16 protein-coding genes are annotated in these 18,641 nt (G+C 73.0%); 2 read left to right on the forward strand and 14 right to left on the reverse strand.

From position 1 onward, the window contains the following. Window positions 1–41: 41 nt before the first annotated feature. The 13 genes from ACIGAQ_RS18335 to purN form a co-directional block, all read right to left on the reverse strand. Window positions 42–1,055: a beta-ketoacyl-ACP synthase III gene (locus ACIGAQ_RS18335; RefSeq protein ID WP_311680172.1), complete on the reverse strand. Its 1,014-nt coding sequence runs from the start codon at window positions 1,053–1,055 to the stop codon at window positions 42–44. A gap of 115 nt (window positions 1,056–1,170) precedes the next feature. Then, window positions 1,171–2,106 carry an AvrD family protein gene (locus tag ACIGAQ_RS18340; RefSeq protein WP_399783945.1) on the reverse strand — a complete coding sequence of 312 codons (936 nt, stop codon included), beginning with the start codon at window positions 2,104–2,106 and terminating at the stop codon, window positions 1,171–1,173. A 121-nt stretch (window positions 2,107–2,227) separates the two neighbouring features. Continuing rightward, the gene (locus ACIGAQ_RS18345) at window positions 2,228–3,697 is read right to left on the reverse strand and encodes an MFS transporter (RefSeq protein ID WP_311680176.1); all 1,470 of its coding nucleotides are present in this window, start codon (window positions 3,695–3,697) and stop codon (window positions 2,228–2,230) included. Window positions 3,698–3,812: 115 nt separating this feature from the next. After that, window positions 3,813–4,610 (reverse strand): ATP-binding protein, encoded by a 798-nt coding sequence (locus ACIGAQ_RS18350; protein ID WP_094054547.1) that lies wholly within the window; start codon window positions 4,608–4,610, stop codon window positions 3,813–3,815. 46 nt (window positions 4,611–4,656) lie between these two features. Beyond that, window positions 4,657–5,313: an AAA family ATPase gene (locus tag ACIGAQ_RS18355; protein ID WP_399783949.1), complete on the reverse strand. Its 657-nt coding sequence runs from the start codon at window positions 5,311–5,313 to the stop codon at window positions 4,657–4,659. 219 nt (window positions 5,314–5,532) lie between these two features. Next, window positions 5,533–6,681 (reverse strand): LLM class flavin-dependent oxidoreductase, encoded by a 1,149-nt coding sequence (locus ACIGAQ_RS18360; RefSeq protein ID WP_362277180.1) that lies wholly within the window; start codon window positions 6,679–6,681, stop codon window positions 5,533–5,535. Window positions 6,682–6,815: 134 nt separating this feature from the next. Next, window positions 6,816–7,934 (reverse strand): Gfo/Idh/MocA family protein, encoded by a 1,119-nt coding sequence (locus ACIGAQ_RS18365; RefSeq protein ID WP_399784633.1) that lies wholly within the window; start codon window positions 7,932–7,934, stop codon window positions 6,816–6,818. A 31-nt stretch (window positions 7,935–7,965) separates the two neighbouring features. Continuing rightward, complete coding sequence (locus tag ACIGAQ_RS18370) at window positions 7,966–8,487, reverse strand: flavin reductase family protein (protein ID WP_399783952.1); 522 nt, start codon at window positions 8,485–8,487, stop codon at window positions 7,966–7,968. Window positions 8,488–8,829: 342 nt separating this feature from the next. Then, complete coding sequence (locus tag ACIGAQ_RS18375) at window positions 8,830–9,651, reverse strand: MBL fold metallo-hydrolase (protein WP_399783955.1); 822 nt, start codon at window positions 9,649–9,651, stop codon at window positions 8,830–8,832. Continuing rightward, window positions 9,648–10,577, reverse strand: coding sequence for a helix-turn-helix transcriptional regulator (locus ACIGAQ_RS18380; RefSeq protein ID WP_399783958.1), 930 nt, complete (start codon window positions 10,575–10,577; stop codon window positions 9,648–9,650). Before ACIGAQ_RS18380 ends, ACIGAQ_RS18375 begins: the two co-directional genes overlap by 4 nt. A gap of 213 nt (window positions 10,578–10,790) precedes the next feature. Next, window positions 10,791–11,432 (reverse strand): ScbR family autoregulator-binding transcription factor, encoded by a 642-nt coding sequence (locus ACIGAQ_RS18385; RefSeq protein ID WP_311680190.1) that lies wholly within the window; start codon window positions 11,430–11,432, stop codon window positions 10,791–10,793. A gap of 216 nt (window positions 11,433–11,648) precedes the next feature. After that, window positions 11,649–13,214, reverse strand: coding sequence for a bifunctional phosphoribosylaminoimidazolecarboxamide formyltransferase/IMP cyclohydrolase (purH, locus tag ACIGAQ_RS18390; protein ID WP_311680192.1), 1,566 nt, complete (start codon window positions 13,212–13,214; stop codon window positions 11,649–11,651). Continuing rightward, entirely contained in the window at window positions 13,211–13,849 is a 639-nt protein-coding gene (purN, locus tag ACIGAQ_RS18395) for a phosphoribosylglycinamide formyltransferase (protein WP_311680194.1), read from the reverse strand. Before purN ends, purH begins: the two co-directional genes overlap by 4 nt. A 306-nt stretch (window positions 13,850–14,155) precedes the next feature. Between purN and ACIGAQ_RS18400 the strand changes: the two genes are divergently transcribed. Continuing rightward, a complete protein-coding gene (locus ACIGAQ_RS18400) occupies window positions 14,156–14,938 on the forward strand; it encodes a hypothetical protein (RefSeq protein WP_362277171.1) in 783 nt (260 codons plus the stop codon). A gap of 242 nt (window positions 14,939–15,180) precedes the next feature. On the opposite strand, the gene ACIGAQ_RS18405 is transcribed toward ACIGAQ_RS18400, so the two are convergent. After that, the gene (locus tag ACIGAQ_RS18405; RefSeq protein ID WP_399783964.1) at window positions 15,181–17,025 is read right to left on the reverse strand and encodes a DUF6350 family protein; all 1,845 of its coding nucleotides are present in this window, start codon (window positions 17,023–17,025) and stop codon (window positions 15,181–15,183) included. Window positions 17,026–17,139: 114 nt separating this feature from the next. Between ACIGAQ_RS18405 and ACIGAQ_RS18410 the strand changes: the two genes are divergently transcribed. After that, window positions 17,140–18,540 carry a helix-turn-helix domain-containing protein gene (locus ACIGAQ_RS18410; protein WP_399783966.1) on the forward strand — a complete coding sequence of 467 codons (1,401 nt, stop codon included), beginning with the start codon at window positions 17,140–17,142 and terminating at the stop codon, window positions 18,538–18,540. The last annotated feature ends 101 nt before the right edge of the window (window positions 18,541–18,641 follow it).

Here is an 18,641-nt window from a genome sequence, read left to right on the forward strand (position 1 = left end):
TCCTTGGGTCGGTGAGGGCCGGCGGGTGGAGCCCGGTCCGGTCAGGCGGGTACGACGTCGGGCCAGGTGAGGGCCGCGGAACCCCAGGTGAGTCCGCCGCCGAAGGCGGTGAGCAGCACCCGCTCCCCCACCGTGAGGGAGTCCGAGGCCGCGGCGTCCGCCAGGGCGATGGGGATGGAGGCGGCCGAGGTGTTCCCGACCTGGTCGAGGTTGACCACCGCCCGCTCGGCGGGGATGCCGAGCTGTTCGGCGACCGCCCGCAGGATGCGGACGTTGGCCTGGTGGCCGACCAGGTGGCCGAGGCTCTCCACGGGCCAGCCGATCCGGTCGAGCAGCGACGTGGACGACTCGCTCATGCGCTGCACGGCAGAGAGGAAGACCTTGCGGCCCTCCATGGCGAAGTACTCGTCGCCCGGGGCGGGGTCGGTCAGCGCGGCGCGCTGCCGGGAGCCCCCGGCGGGGATGCAGATGACGTCCTTCTGCGTGCCGTCGGAGCCGAGTTCGAAGCCGTGCAGGGCCCCGGGCCGGTCCGCGTCACCCGCGGTGAGGACGACCGCGCCGGCGCCGTCCCCGAAGATCACCGAGGTGGTGCGGTCGGCCGGGTTGAGGATCGTCGAGTAGGTCTCGGCTCCGATGACCAGTGCGGTCCGTGCCCGGCCGGTGCCGATGGCGTTGGCCGCGGTCTCCAGCGCGTAGACGAATCCGGAGCAGACGGCGCTGATGTCGAACGCCGCGGCGCCGACGAGGCCGAGCCGGGCCGCGACGTCGGGCGCGGTGGCCGGGCACAGGTGGTCGGGCGTGGTGGTCGCGAGGACCACGAGGTCGACGGCGCCGGGCTCGGGGTCGACGCCCGCGGACTTCAGCGCGCGGTGTCCGGCCTCCACGGCGAGGTCGCCGGTGGAGGTGCCCGGGTCGGCCCAGCGCCGGCTGCGTATGCCGGTTCTGGACGTGATCCATTCGTCGGTGGTGTCGAAGCGGTCCGCGAGTTCTTCGTTGCTGACGCGACGCGGGGGAAGGTAGGCGCCGAGTCCGGTGAGTACGGCGGTCAGGGGCATGTCTCTCGCCTCCCGGGAAGGACCGTGGGCCGCGGGCGCCGGTGGTGTCCGGCTGCGGCCGAGGACGCGAACTGGGATCGGAGCGATCGGCTCCGGGTGGTGCGCTCGTGGGCCGTCACGCGGGGAGCAGATGGGCGACGGAGCAGCTCAGCCGCAGGCCGGCATGGTCGGCGGCGATCTCGGCGCTGCGCCAGGTGCCCTGGGCGCCGCGCAGCAGCTGCGGCTCCCGGAGCTCGACCTCGAACGGGCCTGCGGCCGTGCCGGTTCCGGGCGCCGGCCCGATGACCGTGCGCCGCATCCACAGCGTGTTGCTGTCGGCCCGGGCGACACCGTCCAGCGAGTAGAGCAGGACCTGGCCGAGCTGGAGGGCCGCGACGAACAGGTCGATCATCGTCGCCGGGCCGTCGGGGTCGAGGGTGAGGTCGGCCCGGGCCAGCGAGGCGTCCGGGAGTACGTCGACGGAGGTGAGCAACTGCCGCCGGTCGCGGTGCGGGGTGCCGAAGGGGGCGTCGTTCCAGGGCCCGGGGAGCGCGTCCGCGTCCGCGTAGTGGGCCGTGCCCGCCTGCGTGGGGGCCGGCTGCGGCGAGCCGCCGCCGGCGGTGGTCTCCACCTGCACGGTGAGCAGGCCGACGCGGCATTCCATGGTCGTGGTGCCGTCGCCGTCGGTGTCCAGGAGCCGGCCGGAGACCGCGAACGTGTCGAGGTCCTCCTCCTGCGGCTTCTTCCCGGCCTTGATCGTCAGCGACCGGACGGTGAACGGCGTGTGCGGGCCGAGGCCGCGGGTGTGCGCCGCGTGCAGGCCGGCGAGCCGGGCACCGTAGAGCATGACGTCGATGGTGGACAGGTGGGGCCGCTGGGTGCTGTCGCCCTTGCGGGACCAGGCGCCCGGGATCTCCAGGCCCGCCGTGCCGGTGATGCCGAGCTCGTCGACGGTGAGGTCGGTGAGCGAGTGGTGGACCCGTTTGAAGCCCTCACCGAAGAACCGTTCCTGCCTGGCGCCGAGGAAGTCGTCCACGGTGCCCAGGGTGTCGAGAGGTGCTGCCGTAGTCATAGAGTTTCCTTCGTAGGCGGCCATACCCCGGCGGGGTGACGGCCGTTGAACGGCGACGGCGATGCCCGGGACCCTCCGCAACAGTGGACCGGGTATCGCCGACGTCCAGGTCGGGCGGTGCTCAGGCGGTCCGGCTGGCCTGGACGGGCTCAGCGGTGCCCGCGACCGGCTCGCTCTCCGCGGGGTCGACGTGGTCGCCCGACGCCGGCTTCTTGAAGTTGAGCACCACGAGGAACGTGAGCGCGATGCCGACGGCGATCGCCCAGGTGGCCGTGGTGACCCCGTCCATCAGCTCGCCGAGGTCCTTGGTCTCGCCGCCGCCCGAGGCGTTGGCGATGGCGATCAGGACGGCGAGGCCGACGGCGCCGCCGATCTGCTGGCCGGTGGTGGCGATACCGGAGCCGATGCCCTGGTCCGCCGCCTCGACGCCGGTGGTGGCCGCGGCGAACATCGTCGTGAAGACGATGCCCTGGCCCAGCGAGAGCACGAACAGCGACGGCGCGATCACGCCGTAGGAGGCGTCCTGGCCGAGCGTCAGGGCGAGGACGACGGTGCCCACCAGGCCCATGGTCAGACCGATGAACAGGGTGTTGCGCACCCCGAACCTGGTGGCCCACTTGCCGCCGACGATCGTGCCGATCAGCACGCTGCCGGACGGCAGCACGAAGGCGAAGCCGGTGGTCCAGGCGCTGTAGCCCTGCACGATCTGCCAGTACTGGGTGAGGAAGTACGCCAGGGCGCCGAAGGTGGCCATGAACAGGAAGGTGATGCCGGCGCCGGTGGACAGGTTGCGGTTGCCGAACAGGCGCAGCGGCACCATCGGGGCCGCGCTGCGGCTCTCGATGACCAGGAACAGCGCGAAGGTCAGCACGGCGACGCCGAGGGCCGCCAGGACCTGGCCGGAGCCCCAGCCCGCCTCGGGGCCCTGCACGAGGGCGAAGACGAACAGCGTGGAGGCGACGGTGCCGGTGATCGCGCCGGGCAGGTCGAACCCGCTGCCGGCCTGCGGCTTGTCGTCGGGCAGCAGGGACATCGCCACGAACATGGCGGCGCCGGCCAGCAGCACGTTGACGTAGAAGACCGAGGGCCAGCCGAAGGCGTCGGTGAGCAGACCGCCGAGGATCGAGCCGAGCACCATGCCGGAGCCGCCGGCGCCGCCCCACACGGACAGGGCGCGGTTGCGCTCGGCGCCCTCCGCGAACAGCGTCGTGACGAGGGACAGGGTCGCCGGCGCGAGGAACGCGCCGCCCAGGCCCTGCACCGCGCGGGCGGCGATGAGCAGCCACGGGTCCTCGGCGAGACCGCCCGCGAGGGAGGACGCCGCGTAGAGGAAGAGGCCGAGGACGAACATCCGCTTGCGGCCGAAGAGGTCGGTCGCGCGGCCGCCCAGCAGCAGGAATCCGCCGAAGGCGACGGCGTAGGCGGAGACCACCCACTGGAGGTCCTGGGCGCCGAAGCCGAGCTTGTCGCCGATCTCCGGCAGGGAGACGAAGACGATGTTGTAGTCGATCGCAATGATCATCTGGGCGAACGCGAGCAGTGCGAGCACCGCGCCCAGATGACGCGGCCGTGTCGAGTTGATGCCGGACACGCCGGTTCCTTTCGTGGTTGACGTCGGGGGACGAGGGTGGGAAGGGAGGGGAAGGGGAGGTGGGGCGTGGGGGGTGTGTGGGGGTCCGGGGACGGTGGGGCGGGACGGGCGCCGGTCAGTAGCGCATGGCGTAACCGATGCGCCGGGCCAGCGACTTCTGGCGCTGTGCCTCGTGGAAGCGGGCGTCGGCCTTGAGGTCCTCGATGTCGGCCAGGACGCGGCGCTGCGCCTCCTCGATGGCCTCCTCGATCGGGACCACCACCGGCAGGTCGAAGAGCTTGACGATCTTCTCGATCCGGTCCGGGATGGGACCGCCGACGACGCGGTAGGGGATGTCCATCCGCTCCAGCGCCTCGATGAGCAGGTCGTCGGAGAGCCGGCGGAACTTCTCGGAGACGGGCCGGTGGCCGTCGGGCTCCATGTCGAACTCCACCGGCAGGTGCACATAGGCGTCGTAGATCCGCTTGGCGCGGGCGCGGGTGATGTCGCCCAGGGTGTCGGTGTAGCGCTGGTAGAAGTGCTTCACCGGCAGGCCCATGACCTTCTTGATGCCCTTGAACCACCAGTCGGCGCCGGGGTTGATGCCGACGCGCATCCGCGCCTCGAAGTACACCCACTCGTGGAACACGCCGCCGTCCGAGATGAAGGCGTCGCCGCTGGACTCGTTGTGCACGCGCTCCTCGAAGCGGCGCAGTCCGAGTTTCACGAGTTCCATGGCGTTCAGTTCCATGACGGTCTTGCCGGGGACGAGGTCCACCAGCAGCTCGCGCGACGTCTTGGCGTGGGTGCGCGGTATTCCGGTGGCTATGGAAAGGGCCTCGGTCGTCGTCGACTTACCCGTCGAATACGTGCCGGAAATGGCGAGCTTCAGCTTGGGATTGTCCTTGAAACTGGGTACTTCGAGCGCGGACACAGATGGTCACCTTTGCGAAAGGGAGCCCCGGGGCTCGGTGGGTGGATTAGCGGGCGGGCGCGGCGAGTGCGGCGGCCTCGTCGACCGTCATGACCGTCGCGTCCTGGAGTCCCAGGTGCTTCACGGTCTGGCCGAGGCGCTCGGCCACGTCGCCGCGGACGGTGTGCACGGGAACGCCCGTGGCTTCCAGGGCGGGCAGCAGCAGGGAGTCGGACAGGCGCCGGAAGTTCTCGTTGATGGGGCGGTTGTCCGGTGCCAGCTCGAACTCCACCGGCACGTGCACGAAGGCCTGGTAGGCGGTGCGGGCGTGGTGCTTCATCAGCAGGCCGATGTCGTCCACGGCCGCTTCGAGCGCGGCCGTCGTGACGGGGCGGTGCCGGTCCTCCAGCGGGGTGAGCGTGCCCGGGTAGGAGCCGGCCACCAGGCGGAGTTTGGCGTACACCCACTCGTGCACCACGGAGCCGTCGGACACGAAACCGCCGGGGTGGGCGGCCTCGCCGAGCAGCCGTTCCGCGTAGCGGTTCACGGTGAGCTGGATGAGCTGCCCGTCGGTCCAGTTGTGCACGCTGCGGCCCTCGCCCCCGATCGGCTCCCGCATGGGCGAACCGTGGGTGCGGGGCAGGCCGGTCAGATGCGAGAGCGCCGAGGAAAGCGTGGTCTTTCCCGATCCGTAGGCGCCTACGACAGCGATTCGTCTGGTCACGGATCAAGCATCACAGGGGACTTTGACCTGAACCAGTGGCCATCAACGCTATTGCCACGAACAACAGGATGAGCTCGAATCCGGAAATCGGAAGTCCGGATACACGTTACGGGAATGTGTGCGAGAACGAAGCTGGAATTGAGAATTCCGCAACGTGCGTGCGCCCGGCCCGCCGGTGGGACGGCGGGCCGGGCGCGGGTGAGGGGCCCGGGCCCCGGGTCAGCGGGCGTTCGCGGCCAGGCGCGTGCGCAGCGGCTCGGTGTGCGGGAACAGGGCCCGGTTCTCGGTGCTCCACCGCACCGACTCCAGACCGCGGTCGGCGGAACCGGTGAACCGCGGGGCCACTTCGGTCGCGAGCAGTTCGAAGCTGCGCTTGACCTTCTCGAAGGAGGCCCAGTTGACGACGTAGGTGAGGAACGTGCCGAAGCCGCCGGTGGTCTCCTGGAGGTTGCGGATCGCCTCCACCGCGTCCTCGACCGATCCGACGACCGCCCGGCCCTGCTCCACGGTCGCCTCCAGGTGCCGGGACTCCGGTACGCCGTCGAGGCCGCCGAGGACGTCGGCGCCGACCGCCTCGCCCCAGTAGCCGTGCAGCCACCGGCCGAAGCCCTCCCGGGCGTCCCGGAAGGCCTCCTCACGGGTCTCGGCGATGTGCAGGGGTACGGCGATGCGCCAGTTGCGGCGGTCCACGGTCTGCCCGTGCTCCTCGGCGGACTCCTCCGCGTAACTCCACTGCCGGGCCAGGTCGACGGCCGGCCAGCCGGGCGGCGGGGCGCCGAACGACAGCAGGCCGAGGCCGTACTTGCCCGCGATCTGCGGGCTGTTGGGGGTGCCGACGCTGGAGACGGCGATCTCGATGCCGGGCTTGCTGTAGCGCGGCAGCTGCATCTTGGCGTCCTGGAGGGTGTACCAGTCCGTCTTCTCCGAGATCCGCTCCTCGCCGTTGACCAGTTCCATGACGGTGGGGATGGCCTCGCGCGCCATGCGCTTCAGCTCGCCGAGGTCGAGTCCGAGCATGTGGGCGTCGTTGGGGGTGGCACCGGGACCGACGCCCAGGATGTACCGGCCGCGCGTCAGGTGGTCCAGCATGATCGCCCGGGTCGCGACGTGGAACGGGTGGTGGAAGGGCAGCGTCACCACACCGTTGGCCAGCTTGATCTGCCGGGTCCGCTCGGCGAGTGCCGCGATCATCGTCTCCGGGGCGCCCACCGTGGGCCAGGACAGGGAGTGGTGCTCGCCGAACCAGCACTCGTCGAAGTTGAGTTCGTCGAGGTGCTCGACGAGCTGGAGGTCGCGGCGGATGGTCAGATGCGGGTCCTGTCCGGGCGCGTGGAGGGGGGAGAGGAAGGCTCCGAAGCCGGTGTGCATGGGTGCTCCTGTGATCGGGGGGTGGCGGCGGCACGCCGGTGCCGTGCGCTTGTCGGCGCCGGGTCCGCCGGGTCTGGGGGGATGGCCGGAGGGGCTGAAGGGGGAGGGGGAGGGGGAGGGACGGTGGCCGGGGGTTACTGCGCGCTGCCGGTCTCCGCGGCCCGGGTGATGCGGTCCAGCAGCCGGTGGTGGGCGGCGGCGTGGGCGAAGTCCGGCACCACCGAGGTGCCGTCCCGCAGGTCGGCGCGCAACTGGTGGTAGGCGTGCGCGACCACCGCGGCCGGCCCGTCGAGCGCCGGGAGGCGGTCGAGGCCGCCCGGCGGCAGGTAGTCGCCGGGCACGGGCAGCGGCCGCAGGTCCCGCTGGTCGCCCCGGGCGCCGCGCAGCTCCACCTGACCGAACTGCAGATGCCCGGAGTCGCCGGTCAGCACCAGGTCGCCCTCCGTGCCGTTGATCTCCCAGCGCAGGTTGGTGCCGCGCGAGGAACCGCCCCGGTAGTGCAGGGAGGCGACCGCACCGCTCTCCAGGCGCCCGGTCACGGCGATCTGGTCCTCGGCGGTCATCGGCACCTCCGCACCGGTCTCGGCGATCCGCACCCGGGGACGCCGGGTCGCCGTGGTGGCGGTCAGGGCCGTGACATCGGACAGCACCATGGTCAGCGCGTCCAGGGTGTGCCCGAACGGGACGGTCAGCAGGGTCGCCCCGTTGGCGCGGTCGGCGACGTAGGCGGTGCGCTCGGCCACGACCGGTCCCCAGCCGCCACCGGACCCCACCAGCGTGGTGGACAGCACCTCGCCGACGAATCCGTCCGCGACGAGGTCCCGGAGGTAGCGGACCACCGGGGCCGACCGGGCCTGGAGGCCCACGGCCGTCCGCACGCCCGCCTCGGCCGCGAGCGCGGCGAGTTCCTCGGCCTCGGCCGTGCCGTTGCCCAGAGGCCACTCGCTGAGCACCGTCTTGCCGACCCGCAGGACGGGCAGGATCAGTTCCCGGTGGCGCGGGACGCGGACGGCGACCACCACCAGGTCGACGTCGTCCCGGGCCGCGAGTGCGGCGGCGTCGGTCCCCGCCGCCGACTCGGGCAGCCCGAACGCCGCGGCGGCCTTGCGCGCGGAGTCGGGCGTGGACGCCGTCAGCGCGCGCAGTTCGTAGCCTTCGACGGCGCGCAGTGCGGGCACGTGGCCGCGCCCGCCCCACCCGCCGTCCGCGCTCAGTCCGACGATCCCCACGCCGAGCGGGGCCGCTGTGTGCATCACGAATGCATCGTCCTTTCCTGAAGGAGGGTCAGAGCTGGGCGTAACGCCCGTACAGGCCGCGGAAGAACAGCAGGGGCGAGTCCTCGTGGTGGGTGTCCAGGTCGTGGACGCGGGCTATCACCACGTCGTGGTCGCCGGCCGGTATCTCCTCCTCGACGGAGCACTCGATCCAGCCGATCGAGCCGTCGAGCACGGGCGCGCCGCCCGGTGAGGTCGTCCAGGAGGTGTCACCGAACTTGTCGGTGCCGCTGGTCGCGAAACGGGCGCTGAGGTCGCGCTGGCCCTCGCCGAGGATGTTGACGCAGAACCGGTCCGCCGAACGGACGTCGGGCCAGCTGGTGCTGGTCCGGGCCACGCAGAACAGCACGAGAGGAGGGTCCAGGGACACCGACGTGAAGGAGTTGACGGCCAGCCCTGCGGGAGCGCCGTCGGAGCCGCGCAGCGCCGTCACGGCCACCACGCCGGTGGTGAACCGTCCGGCGACGGTCCGCAGCCGCCGCGGTTCGACCGGTGCCGTGCAGGTCATCGGGGGAACAACCGTTGAGGACATGACCTCAGGCTCGGCCGGGGCCGAACGCCCTGCCAGTGCGCAGGCAACATATTGGTCGCGCCAACAGAAGGGAATGGCCACGTGTCCGGGACCGGGAATATTCGCGGGGTGGCCCGGAGCACGGGCGGCCGTCGAGGACGGAGACGTCCCGGTGCGGGAGCCGTGAGGAAGGAAACCGCGGGCACGGAGACCGTGGGCACAGGAATCTCCCGCGCGGGAAAGCGCCCGGCCCCCGGTCCATGAGAGGACCGGGGGCCGTGGGTCGTGAGCGGTGGGCCGATGTGCGGTGGCCGGTGGGGGGGGAAGGGACGGGCGGGGGAAGGGACGGGCGGGGGCCGGGTCTCAGGCCAGCGGTTGCCAGTGCTGTCCGTCGGCGGAGGGGGTCAGCCGTCCGAACACCGCGCCGGAGAAGTGGCCGGCGAAGCCAATCGTGTCGGGGCGGGACAGTTCGGCCACGACCTTGCGGCGGCTGCGGACCGCCTCCGCCGGATCGAGGTCCGAGGCCGCCCGCCACGTGAGGTCGGCCAGTTGCAGGGCGGAGTGCAGGACGTCACCGACCACCACGGCCGCGGGCCCGTCCGCCCCGCCCCGGATCACGTACGACAGGTGCCCCGGCGTGTGACCCGGCGTGGCCAGCGCCGTGACGCCGGGGAAGACCTCCTGGCCGTCCCGCACGGCCACCGGCTGCCCGGCCGGACGGCGGTGCGCACCACGCCATTCGGCGGCCGAGGCCACGAACCGGGCACCGCGCAGCCGTTCGTCCCCCGCCCAGCCGACGTGGTCGTCGTGCAGGTGCGTGAACGCCACGGTGTCCACCGCCTCCCAGGCGGTTCCCGCCGCGGCGAGCGCGTCGGGCAGGCCTCCGCCCTCGATCCGCCCCAGGGGCGGGATGGTCCGGTCGGCGGGGATGCGGGCCGGCCCGAAGCCGGTGTCGAAGAGCATGGTCCGGTCCTCGTACTCGACGAGCAGCGCGCCGACCGAGGCCCGCAGGAAACCCTCGTCGTCCAGATGCCCGCCGTGGCCCTCCCAGAACGCCCCGGGTGAGTCCGGGAACCAGGCCCGCGGGTGCAACTGCACGTAGCCGTCGGGGAGATAGGTCAGCCGGTGGGTGCCGAGCCGCACCCGGACCGGCTCGGTCACATGGCTGTTCACCGCGGTGCTCATCGGGCCTCTCCCACCAGGTCGTCACGGCCGAGGCTGTTCATCCGCTGCGCCAGCGTCACATGGGACATCCGGCGCAGCGCCGCCTCCGTGCCGGTGCCCGGAGCGGGCAGGAACACCGTCATCCGCAGGGCGATGCGACGGGTGAAGTCGAGCGTGGCGCGGGTGAAGTGCAGGTCGCCGACGGCCGGGTGGGTGAGCACCTCGGGGCCGCAGGAGTCCTCCAGCACCTCGTGCCGGTCCCACAGCTGCGCGAACAGGGGGCTGGCGACCCGCAGTTCCTCCACCAGTGCCGGGATCGCCGCGTCCTCGATGTGCAGCGCCGCCTGGCTGCGGAAGCGGGCCACGACGGTCGGGGCGATCTTCTCCCACAGCGGATAGGCGGACCGCACGCCGTCGTTGAGGAAGAACTCCCGCAGGATGTTGTACGGCCGCCGCCCGCCGAGGACGCCGGTACCGGGGCCGCCGCCGAGCCGGGCGTCGCCCGCATGGTCGTCGGCCATGCCGAGGAGGGTCTCCGCCGCCGCGTTGGCGACCACGACGTTCCAGGCGTGGTCGGCGATGTACGCGGGGTTGGGCCACCAGTTCTCGACGAACGGGCGCATGGCCTCCGCCTCCGGCGGGGCGTCCGGCAGCAGCGGAACGGCCTGCACCCCGGCCAGCTGGCGCAGGTACAGCCGCTGGTTCTCACTGAGCCGGAGCACCCGGGCGATGGAGTCGAGCACCTCGCCCGAGACGTTCTCGGCACGGCCCTGCTCGATCCACGTGTACCAGGAGACGCCGACGCCGGCGAGCAGCGCGACCTCCTCCCGGCGCAGCCCCGGCGTGCGGCGCTTGCCGGCGTCCGGGAGGCCGACCTGGTTCGGGGACACCTCGGCCCTCCGTGCCATCAGGAACCGGCCGAGTTCGAGGAGGTGCGGAGGTGCCACGCGCCTGGCGGAAGCAGCGTTTCCCATCGGTTGCGGTTCCCCTTCTGTTCATGACGGAGCAGGGGGACATACGGACGCACCGGGACCACGCGGCTCCCCCGTGCCGCCTCAGTCTCACAAACAAACATACTCGTCTGTTTATTTCGATGGTGCTACATGTTTTCACCGACTGCCCCGGTGGACGTGAGAAGCATCACTCAGGGTCAGTCGCCGTCACCCCACGTCGTGCAGCAGCCGGTCCTCCGGTGCCGGCCCGTCCTGTTCCAGCTCCTCCGCCCGTTTCTCGTCGGTCCGCAGGCGAAGCAGCAGCCCGGGGGCGGCGATCCCGGGCAGCAGGGCCCGCCACAGCACGCAGACGCGGAACAGCAGGTCGGACCGCCCGCAGGACAGCTGGGACAGCAGCTGGATGCCGGTGAAGGCGCCCACGATCAGGACCGCGATCTCGTCGGGGTCGGTGTGCGGCAGCAGCTCGCCCTTGTTGCGGGCCTGGTGCAGCAGGTCGGCCACGCTCTGCTGGGACCACAGGTAGGGGCGGGTCCCGGGCTGGTAGGAGGTCTCCTCGGTCGCCAGCCGCACGGCGGCCTGGAGGACCACGTCCTTCTGCAGCATCCGCGCGTAGGAGAGCGTGAGGTCGATGGCGGACTGCAGGGAGCAGTCGCCGGGCAGCGGCCGCAGCAACGGCATCTGGTACTCGACGATCGCGTCGGCCAGCGCCTCCTTGGACGGGAAGTGGAAGTAGAGGGCTCCCCGGGTCACACCGGCCCGCCGGAGCACGTCCGTGGTGCTGGAGCCGTCGTAGCCGTGCTCCTTGATGCATTCTGCGGCGGACCGGAGCAGCAGTGCCCTGGTGCGCACAGCGCGTTCCTGACGTGGCATGTACGGGATCTCCGAGGTGAAGGGGGCGGGTGCGGGTAACCGGGTGATGTCCACCGGGAAACAGATAAGTCTGTAGGTTACTCGCGGTCGGGGGATCCGATAAGTCGGGTGCAAGCCAGGAAAACGGGAGCGGCGCCCCGCGTCTCCGCGTGGCGCCGCTCGTGCGGTCCGACCGCTCCGTCGAACCGTCCCGGGTCAGTGGAAGAAGTGCCGCGTCCCCGTGAAGTACATCGTGACGCCGGCCTTCTTCGCGGCCTCGACGACGAGCTCGTCGCGGACCGAACCGCCGGGCTGGACCACGGCCTTCACGCCGGCCGCGGTGAGGATCTCCAGGCCGTCCGGGAAGGGGAAGAAGGCGTCGGACGCGGCGTACGAACCCGCCGCGCGCTCGGCACCGGCCCGCTCGACGGCCAGCTTCGCGGAGTCGACGCGGTTGACCTGCCCCATGCCGACGCCGACCGAGGCGCCGTCCTTGGCGAGCAGGATCGCGTTGGACTTCACCGCGCGGCAGGCCTTCCAGGCGAAGGCCAGTTCGGCCAGCTCGGCCTCGCTCAGCGCCTCGCCGGTCGCCAGCGTCCAGTGGGCCGGGTCGTCGCCCTCGGCCTGGAGCCGGTCGGTGACCTGCAGCAGCGCGCCGCCGTCGATCGGCTTGACCTCGACGGGGGCGGCCGGGCCGTCGGGGCAGCGCAGCACGCGGATGTTCTTCTTCTTGGTGAGGGCCTCCAGGGCCCCCTCCTCGTAGTCCGGCGCGACGATGACCTCGGTGAAGATCTCCGCGACCTGCTCGGCCATCTCCTTGCTGACCGGGCGGTTGACCGCGATCACACCGCCGAACGCCGACAGCGGGTCGCAGGCGTGGGCCTTGCGGTGCGCCTCGGCGACGTCCGCGCCGACGGCGATGCCGCAGGGGTTGGCGTGCTTGATGATCGCGACGCAGGGCTCGGCGTGGTCGTACGCGGCACGGCGGGCGGCGTCCGTGTCCGTGTAGTTGTTGTACGACATCTCCTTGCCGTGCAGCTGCTCGGCCTGGGCGAGGCCGCCGCCCTCCGGGGAGACGTAGAGCGCGGCCGGCTGGTGCGGGTTCTCGCCGTAGCGCAGGGTGTGCCCGCGCTCCCAGGTGGCGCCGAGGAAGTCGGGGAACTGCGACTCGTCGACGGGCGCGTAGGAGGAGGCGAACCAGGAGGCGACGGCGACGTCGTAGGCCGCCGTGTGCTGGAAGGCCTCGGCGGCGAGCCGCTTGCGCGTGGCGAGGTCGAAGCCGCCGTTCTGCACGGCGGACAGGACGTCGGCGTAACGGGCCGGGCTGGTGACGACCGCGACCGAGGGGTGGTTCTTGGCGGCGGCGCGGACCATCGAGGGGCCGCCGATGTCGATCTGCTCCACGCACTCGTCGGGCGAGGCGCCGGAGGCGACGGTCTCGCGGAACGGGTAGAGGTTGACGACGACGAGGTCGAACGGCTCCACGCCCAGCTCGGCGAGCTGCCGCTGGTGGTCCTCCAGGCGCAGGTCGGCGAGGATGCCCGCGTGCACGCGCGGGTGCAGCGTCTTCACGCGGCCGTCCAGGCACTCGGGGAAGCCGGTGAGCTCCTCGACCTTGGTGACGGGGACGCCGGCAGCGGCGATCTTCGCGGCGGTGGAACCCGTGGAGACGAGCTCGACCCCGGCCTCGTGGAGCCCGCGCGCGAGGTCCTCGAGACCGGTCTTGTCGTAGACGCTGACGAGCGCCCGGCGAAGGGGCCGCTTGTTGCTCTCGGCGGTCACTGGATAACTACCTTTCGTCCCTCAATGCGATAGCCGTTGCGGGCGATCCGCCCCACGACCTCGACGAGCAGCCTTCGCTCGACTTCCTTGATGCGCTCGTGCAGAGCGCTCTCGTCGTCCTCGTCCCGGACCTCCACCACGCCCTGCGCGATGATCGGCCCGGTGTCGACGCCGTCGTCGACGAAGTGGACGGTGCAGCCGGTGACCTTGGCGCCGTACGCGAGCGCGTCCCGTACGCCGTGGGCCCCCGGGAAACTGGGCAGCAGGGCGGGGTGGGTGTTCACGAACCGCCCGCCGAACCGGGCGAGGAACTCCTTGCCGACGATCTTCATGAACCCGGCGGAGACGACCAGGTCGGGCTCGAAGGCGGCGACGGCCTCGGCGAGCGCGGCGTCCCACTCCTCGCGGCTGCCGTAGTCCCTGACCTTGCGCACGAAGGTCGGCAGCCCGGCACGCTCGGCGCGGGCCAGCCCTTCGATGCCCTCGCGGTCGGCGCCGACGGCCACGATCTCGGCCCCGTACTCCTGCGTGCCGGTGGCGGCGATCTCGTCGAGCAGCGCTTGGAGGTTGGTGCCGGATCCGGAGACCAGCACGACGAGGCGCTTGGCGCGCGGGGCCACGGGCTTGGCGGCCACGGTGGTGGGCCTTTCTCGGGGGAGCGTCTGTCCGGGCGGCCCGCCTCGTGGCGTTTGTGCATTCATACGAATGCTTCGGGCCCCCGGATACGGGGAAGCCTACGAACCGGCCGACCGTCAGCAACGATACCGGCACACCGGACGGCCCCCACGGGACGGGGGCATGGCCGGAAGGTAGCGTCTGGGCGGGGCCGGCTCCGGGAACGCCGTCCGGGCGCGGAGCGTTCAGGAGGTGACGGACCCGGATCCGACACCGCCCCGTCCTGTCCAGCCAGTCCTACTCACCAACGGGAAGACGCTCACTTGATGCCGGACCGCAGCCTGCGACTCCTCACGTTCCCCCAGCTGTCGCCACAGGGAGGGGAGCGCGGCGCCGTGCTGCTGCGGGAGCGCCCCGGCTCACCGCCCGAGGCGCCGTCGGACGGCGGCGACCGGGGCGGGCGGGAGCGCGGCTCCCAGGAGGACAACCCCTTCGCGCCACCGCCCGAGGGCACGCCGGACCGGCCCTGGCAGCCGCGGCGCCCCTCCGGTGACGGGGCGCAGGACGGCGGGGAGCGTGACCGTTCGCCGTGGGGCAGTCAGTGGAGCGACCGGCAGCCCGGCCGCTCCCCCGGCGGCTTCGGCGACCGACCGCGCGGCGGCGGCCCCGAAGGCCAGGGCGGCCCGCAGGGCGGCGGCTCGAACATGCGCTGGGACCCGACCGACCCGGCCCAGCGCCGCGCGCGCTACGCCCTGCTGTCGGGCATGTGGGCGTTCTTCTTCGCCCTGTTCAGCTGGCCGTACGTGGCGCTGCTGCTGGGCGCGCTGGCCCTGTACTGGGCCATCAGCTCCCTGCGCGCCAAGCCCCGCAGGTCTGACCCGGACTCCCCGGCCCCCGAGCAGCAGGGGCGCCCGCAGACGACGGCGGCGGTGAGCGGCCTGGTGACGGCGTCCCTGGCCATCGTCCTGGTCGCCGCGTCCTTCACGGCGCAGTTGGTCTACCGCGACTACTACACGTGCATGAACGACGCCCTGACCAACGAGGCGAAGCAGTCCTGCTCCCAGCTCCTGCCCGACGAACTCCGCGGAGTCCTGGGCACGGACGGCTGACCCCGCCCCACCCGAACGTCCGAAGGGCTTCCGCCCCGGGCGGCGGACCGTCCTGGGTGGCCGGGCGGCGAACCGTCGTAGGACACGAAGCCGCCGTCACCGCGCCCCTGGCCTCGGGGGCCGGGCGGCGGACCGTCGTCCGATTCGGGGGCGCCATTGCCGTGCTCCCCACCTCGGGGGCCGGTCGCCCAGCCGTCCCGCGCGGCGCGTGATCCGAGCGCCCCGCTGTCCCGCCCGGCCCCTCAGGCCCCATCTGCCGCCCCGGGACCTCTGTCCACCGGCTGGCTGTCGCGCTCGACGCGGGTCCCGCTCGGCCCGGCCGAGTCCCAGCCGTCGTCCGACGCGAACGGGTCCGCGCCGCGGCTGGGGGCACCGCTCGCACCGTCCCGCTTCGCGGGGGTTCCGCTCGGCCAAGCCGAGTCCCAACCGTCGTCCGACGCGAACGGGTCCAGGTCGCCGCCGAGGGTGCCGGGCGTCGGCCACATCGTGCCCAGGTCCTCGTCGTCGTCCCACGCCGCCTTCCCGCCGTCGGCGACTGCTCGCCGCCCGGCCGGTAGCGCGGTTCCCGGGCCCGGGAGGTCCCCGGCCGCGTCGGTGCCCGTCCGGTCGGCGAGAGGGCGTCCGGTCCGGCGCGACCTCTTCCACAGGCGTCCGGCCCGGGGGCCCTTCTCGTCCTCGGCGGTGTCGTCCCGCTGGCGGCCGATCCTCGGCTCCTCGTCACGCGGCGGCCGGCACCGCCGGGACCGTACGGCCAGCGCCGTCGGGATCGCCGCCAGTGCCAGCCATGCCAGTGCCGCCGCGCCGACCTGCCACCACACCGGCCCGAAACGGGTCAGCACGGACACGCCGAGCGGGCCGCCCGCCAGCGCGGCGAGACCCGCCAGCACAGCGGCGCACAGTACGGCCGCCACACCGGCCGCACGGGCGGTGCGCCCCGCCGACCAGACCACCGCCGGCCGGCCCCCCGGCCTCGTCCCGCCCCGCTCCGCCGCGGCCGCGGCCTTCGCCACCCACCTGCCCACCATCACCCCGGCGACCAGCGGCACCGCACCGGCCGCCCAGTGCACCGGCGTCCCCGCCCCCGCCTCCGGCACCGCGGCCAGCAGCGGAAACGGCGGCAGGGACGGCGCCGGCGCGGAGGACAACGGCCCGACGGCGTGCCCGGCGCCGAGGGCGAACCCGGGCCCGAGTGCGTAAGCGGCCCCCCACACCGCCGCGTTCGGCACCAGAGCCACGCACAGCAGCAGCACCGCGAACCGCCCCGACCAGCCCTCGGTCAGCCGGAGCAACGACGACTGGGCCGCGCCCCCGTGCCCGACCAGCGACACCGCCACCAGCAGCGCACCGCCCCCGAGCAGCACGGCCAGCCCGGCCGCCGCGGCCCGGGCGGCGACCCCGGGGCGTCCGTCCGGCGCGAGCAGCAGCGGCCGCACTCCCCCAGGCAGCGCCCCGAGCAACCGCCGCAGCGGCCCGCCCGGACGGCCGTACGCCGACCACACCCCCAGCCCCGCCGCCACGACGGCCACCACCGGCACGCACACGCCCGCCGACACCCACGACGGGCGCAGCACACCGCCGGCCGCGTACAGGGCGGCGGGCGCGGCGACGGCGAGGTAGCCGAGGACGACCCCGGCCCAGGCGGTGCCGGCCGGGACGAGGGGAGGCTCCGCGCCCACCTCGACGACGCCGTACTCGTCATCGGCGTCGTCCCCGCCCCCCGCCCCGCCGTCCGTGGCATCCCGCGCCGCGCGGTGCACCAGGTACACGGGCACGACGAGCAGCAGCAGCGGCGGGACGCCCATGGGGGCGGCGGCGCCGGAGAGCGTGTCGGCACGGACCAGTTCGGCTCCGTGAGCCAGCAGCCACAGGGCCGCCGCGATGTGCAGCGCGCCGCCGGGACCGCTGTCGGGGTACGGCGAACTGATCCACAGCAACGTCACGAGCACGGCGAACGACGCCAGTCCCAGACCGGCCGCGACCGCACCACCCATCAGCCCGCCGACCAGTCCGGGCGAACGGTCGCGCACCCGCGTGAGCAGGGGCGGCGAGGGACGTCGGCGAGCGGTCATCTCGGTCACGCCCGCCATGCTCCCAACGACACGCGCTTTCCCGTCGTAACAGGCGAACCACCGCTGTGTCGCTCAATATACGTTTATGTACTTTTCTGCACGGAGGGGCATGCTGTGACTCAGGGCCCTGCCATGCCGCTCCCCCCGCCCAAGGAGCGCCGACGCCTGCGTGAGGCCGCCTCTCTGACGCGGGCTCAACTGGCCTCCCGGGTGGGCGTGACCAGCGAGACGGTGCGCGGCTGGGAGACCGGCCGCTCGACGCCGCGCGGCCGGAAAGGGGAGAAGTACGCGAGAGTGCTCGACGCACTGTGCGAGGAAACCGAAGTGACGGCTCCTCAGCCCGACCGCGAGTCGCGGACGGTGGCGGCGGCGCAGCCCTCTCACGTCACCCGGACGGTCCAGCCGGGCGGACGCGGCCGGACCTCCACCCCGGGCCGCTCGGGCCGCAAGCGCGCCTCCGCCGCCGACGGGGCCGACCGGGGCCGGGTCTCCACCAAGGACAGGCGCCGCGCCACCGCGTCCGACCCGGGCCACGGTCGCGCCACGGCCACGGACCGGTCCCGGGGACCCGCCCCCGAACGCCCCCACTCACCCCCTCCCGACCCGGGCCACTCGTCCTTCTCCGGCCGAGGTCACCACACGGTCGTCGACCGTGGGCATGTGCCGACCCTCGATCGGCGCTCCGCCCCCGCCGCCCGCCCGACGCGGTCGTATCTGCCGGACGACGCCACCACCGCGCTCACCCCCGACCAGGCCTTCGACGCGCTCTACGCCTTCTGCGCCCCCGCACTCGTCCGGCAGACCTACCTGCTGACCGGGAGCCGCGAGCTGGCCCGGGAGTCGGTCGAACGCGCGTTCCAGAACGCCTGGCAGCGCTGGCCCGAGGTGGCCCGGGACCGCGATCCGGCGAGCTGGGTGCGCGCGCTGGCGTACGAGTGCGCGCTCTCCCCCTGGCAGCGGCTCCGCCCCCGCTACCGGCACCCCGAGCCGCCGCCCTCGGATCCCCTCGACCGCGCGCTGATGAACACCCTGCTGAAGCTCCCGCCGTCGTACCGCCGCACACTCCTGCTCCACGACGGCGTGGGACTCGGCCTGCCGGAGACGGCCGCGGAGACGGAGGCCAGCACGCGCGCGGCCGTGAACCGGCTGGTGCACGCGCGGGAGACGGTCGCCGAACGGCTGCCGGAACTGGCGGATCCCGAGACGCTGCACTGGCGGCTGGTCGAACTCGCCTCCACCGAGCGGCTGCGCGCCGCCAAGCCGCAGGTGGTGCGGAAGGCCGGAGAACGCCGGGCCCGCTTCTGGACCCGCGCCGCCATCGCCTTCACCGTCGCCCTGATCGGCTCCACGGCCCTCACCCTCCGTACGGCCCCCACGCACTACGAGCCGCCCGTACCGCAGGGCGAGACGGTCCAGGGCGTGCCGCCCCCGGTCGCGCCCGGGCCGCTGTCGGAGTCGGAGCGCGAGCTGCGGTCGAAGCTGCGCAAGCAGACCCAGAAGGGACCGGAACGACTGCTTCCACAACCACGCTGACGAAACGGCGACGCCGCCCAGCGGCGGCGGAACGCCGGTGGCGGACCGCCGGTGGCGGACCGCCGGTGGCGGAACGGCGGTGGCGGAACGCCGGTGGCGGA

Source organism: Streptomyces sp. NPDC085932 (assembly GCF_044540525.1).
Lineage (GTDB): Bacteria > Actinomycetota > Actinomycetes > Streptomycetales > Streptomycetaceae > Streptomyces > Streptomyces levis.

What these genes read in the sequence shown, in the direction of transcription:
- ACIGAQ_RS18400 (WP_362277171.1), top strand. Translation starts at nt 14,156, where the DNA reads ATGCCGGACCGCAGCCTGCGACTCCTCACGTTCCCCCAGCTGTCGCCA.
- ACIGAQ_RS18365 (WP_399784633.1), bottom strand. Translation starts at nt 7,934, where the DNA reads ATGCACACAGCGGCCCCGCTCGGCGTGGGGATCGTCGGACTGAGCGCG.
- ACIGAQ_RS18410 (WP_399783966.1), top strand. Translation starts at nt 17,140, where the DNA reads ATGCCGCTCCCCCCGCCCAAGGAGCGCCGACGCCTGCGTGAGGCCGCC.
- ACIGAQ_RS18340 (WP_399783945.1), bottom strand. Translation starts at nt 2,106, where the DNA reads ATGACTACGGCAGCACCTCTCGACACCCTGGGCACCGTGGACGACTTC.
- ACIGAQ_RS18360 (WP_362277180.1), bottom strand. Translation starts at nt 6,681, where the DNA reads ATGCACACCGGCTTCGGAGCCTTCCTCTCCCCCCTCCACGCGCCCGGA.
- ACIGAQ_RS18370 (WP_399783952.1), bottom strand. Translation starts at nt 8,487, where the DNA reads ATGTCCTCAACGGTTGTTCCCCCGATGACCTGCACGGCACCGGTCGAA.
- ACIGAQ_RS18405 (WP_399783964.1), bottom strand. Translation starts at nt 17,025, where the DNA reads ATGGCGGGCGTGACCGAGATGACCGCTCGCCGACGTCCCTCGCCGCCC.
- ACIGAQ_RS18375 (WP_399783955.1), bottom strand. Translation starts at nt 9,651, where the DNA reads ATGAGCACCGCGGTGAACAGCCATGTGACCGAGCCGGTCCGGGTGCGG.
- ACIGAQ_RS18335 (WP_311680172.1), bottom strand. Translation starts at nt 1,055, where the DNA reads ATGCCCCTGACCGCCGTACTCACCGGACTCGGCGCCTACCTTCCCCCG.